Source organism: Brooklawnia sp., assembly GCF_049651565.1.
In the GTDB taxonomy this organism is placed as follows: Bacteria; Actinomycetota; Actinomycetes; order Propionibacteriales; family Propionibacteriaceae; genus Brooklawnia.
In genome coordinates, this window is sequence record NZ_JBASCI010000242.1 from 1 (window position 1) to 2,508 (window position 2,508).

Consider the following 2,508-nt stretch of genomic DNA (forward strand, 5'->3'; position numbering starts at 1 on the left):
CCCCACACCTCGTCGTCCAGCCGGCCCCAGACCAGGGAGGCCAGCTGTTCGCGCTCCTTGATGCCGACCCGGCCGCGGTCCCACACCTGCAACAACCGCCGATAGCGGGTCTGGATCGCCTGCCACAGCTGCAGGCCGAGCGCCACGTCGGGGGTCAGTTCGTCGGGGTGGTCGCTGGCCCGGACCGCCTCGTCCAGCGCCTCGAGTTCGGCACGGCGGGCGTCCAGCCAGCGGTCGAGTTCGATCAGGTAGGTGCGCAGTTGCCCGGCGTCCACGGGTTCGCCGAGGCGGCCGGGCGCGGTGGGAGCGATCGCGGCTGTGCTCATCGGTACCTCCGCAACGGTTGGCTCAGGCCGATGCCGCCGGCCAACGCTGCGGCGACCATGCCGGCGACGACGAAGCCGATCGCGTTCTGGACGGTTGCGGCGTGGTCGGTCAGTTGCTGGTCGAGGTCGGCGCCGATCTGGATGGACTGCTGGGCCAGCCACTCGACCAGCGCGTCGTACGGCTGTTGTGCGGCCGCGACCAGTTCGGGCAGCTGCTCGGCCGGTGCGGCCATCAGCTCGTCGTGGGTGGCGATCATCTGTTCCAGTTGGGTGTCCATGCCGGCGCCCTGGGCGGCCGGCAGCATGGCGAGCATCTCACCGGCGGTATCGACCGCCGAGCTGTACGCGGCCTGACCCTGCTGGGTCGGGGTGATGCCCAGCAGGACGCGTCCCTCGGCCGCTTTTGCCTCGGTGACTGCCGAGTAGGCCTGCGCGACCGAGGTGGCCCCGGTGACCCCGGAGGTCTGCACTGCGCCCACGCTCTGGGCGCTGGTGGTGACCAGCTGGGTGACCAGCACGAACATCGCCACCGAGATGCCGATGGCAACCACCAGCCCCAGGTTGAGGACGCGCCGGGTGCGCCGCGCCACCACCACGCTCGCGATCAGCATCAGCACGATCGACACCGCGACCAGGGCGCTGAGCCAGCGCTGGTCGGCGGTCGAAACCTCCAGCCAGCCGAGGTTGTCGGTTATCAGCTCGTCCAGTTGCCCCAGCAGGGTGCCCTGCAGGTACTGGCTGGCGGTGGTCACCTGATCGGTTGAGCCGCTGGTCATCGCCCGGCTGAGGTCGGCGGTGTACCGGGTGATCGACGCGGCGAGGTCGGTCATCCGGTCGGCGTCGTCCTGGGCCACCGTGGCGGCCTGGGTGAACCGTTCGGTGGCGCTGATCAGGTGGCCGACGAACTGGTCGTCGGGGGTGGCGCCGTCGGCGCTGAGCAGCAGGGCCTGGGTGCCACTGGCCTCGGCGGCGAGCAGCTCGCCGCGCACCGACTGCAGCAGCAGCACCTGTTGGGACGCCGCATTGACCCGTTCCAGCGATGCCCGGTTGTTGTTCAGCACCAGGGGGCCTACCACGGCGACCGCCAGGCAGCTCAGCACCACCACCAGCCGCCACAGCGCGAGCACCCTGGCGGTGGTCATCGGACGTCGCTCGCGGGTCTGCGGTGTGGGGGCAGCCTTGGGTTTGGCAACGCCCTTCCCCTTGCGACCCTTTGCTGCGGACGCCGGCGGCATGCCGGGGCCGAAGGGCCTGGTGGGGTTGGGGGTCGGCTGGGTCACTGCGGGCCCTCCTCGTCGGAGTCGGCCTCATCGACGTCGGGCTCGTCGACCTCGTCGGTCCCGATCGGCTCGGTGTCGGCCGGAGCTGCGGTGTCGGTGGACCGGGCCAGCTCGTCACCGGGCTCCAGTACCGCATCGCCCAGGATGTCCTCGGCCAGCAGGGTGCGCAGCTGCTCGACGGTCGGCTCGGACTGGTCCCTCAACCGCCACGCCTGGTGCCCGATCGCCGCCTCCAGCAGGTTGCGGCAGTAGCGTCCGTTGCCGAAGGTGGCGTCCCGAACCTGCATCGACAGGTCGAACCTGAACGCATCCAGCGCCCCGTCGGCCAGGTCGTAGTCGGACTTGTCGACCATCTGGACGAAGATGTCGACCAGTTCCTCGTCGGTGTAGTCGTCGAACTCGATGGTGGTGCGGAACCGGCTGGTCAGGCCAGGGTTCTCGGCGATGAACCTGGCCATCGGCGCTGGGTAACCGGCCACGATCACTACCAGGTCGTCGCGGTTGTCCTCCATCTCCTTGACCAGAGTGTTGATGGCCTCCTCGCCGTACTGGTCGCCGGACAGCGAGTAGGCCTCGTCGATGAACAGCACTCCGCCGATCGCGGACTCGGATACCTCGGCGGTCTTCAACGCGGTCTGGCCGAGGTAACCGGCCACCAGTTCGGAGCGGTCGACCTCGACCAGTTGACCCTTGCTGAGCAGCCCGAGCGCCTTGTAGATGCCGGCGACCAGCCGGGCGACGGTGGTCTTGCCGGTGCCGGGGTTGCCCACGAAGACCAGGTGCCGGGTGATGGTGGGCACCTTGAGGCCGGCCTTCTCGCGCAGCGACTGAACCCGCAGCACCGCGGCCTGCCGCTTGATCTCGGCCTTCACGCCCTCCAGGCCGATCAGCTGGTCCAGTTC

The 2,508-nt window shown here is 69.6% G+C and carries 2 protein-coding genes and 1 pseudogene; all 3 read right to left on the minus strand.

Translation table 11 applies throughout. The features are described 5' to 3' along the window. Window positions 1–326 (minus strand): annotated as a pseudogene (locus tag WBL05_RS11485) (hypothetical protein); the annotation flags it as partial. Next, entirely contained in the window at window positions 323–1,606 is a 1,284-nt protein-coding gene (locus WBL05_RS11490) for a hypothetical protein (protein ID WP_424226049.1), read from the minus strand. The gene WBL05_RS11490 and the pseudogene WBL05_RS11485, both read right to left, overlap by 4 nt. Further along, a partial coding sequence (locus WBL05_RS11495; RefSeq protein WP_424226051.1) for an AAA family ATPase occupies window positions 1,603–2,508 on the minus strand: 906 nt, incomplete at its 5' end. The genes WBL05_RS11495 and WBL05_RS11490, both read right to left, overlap by 4 nt.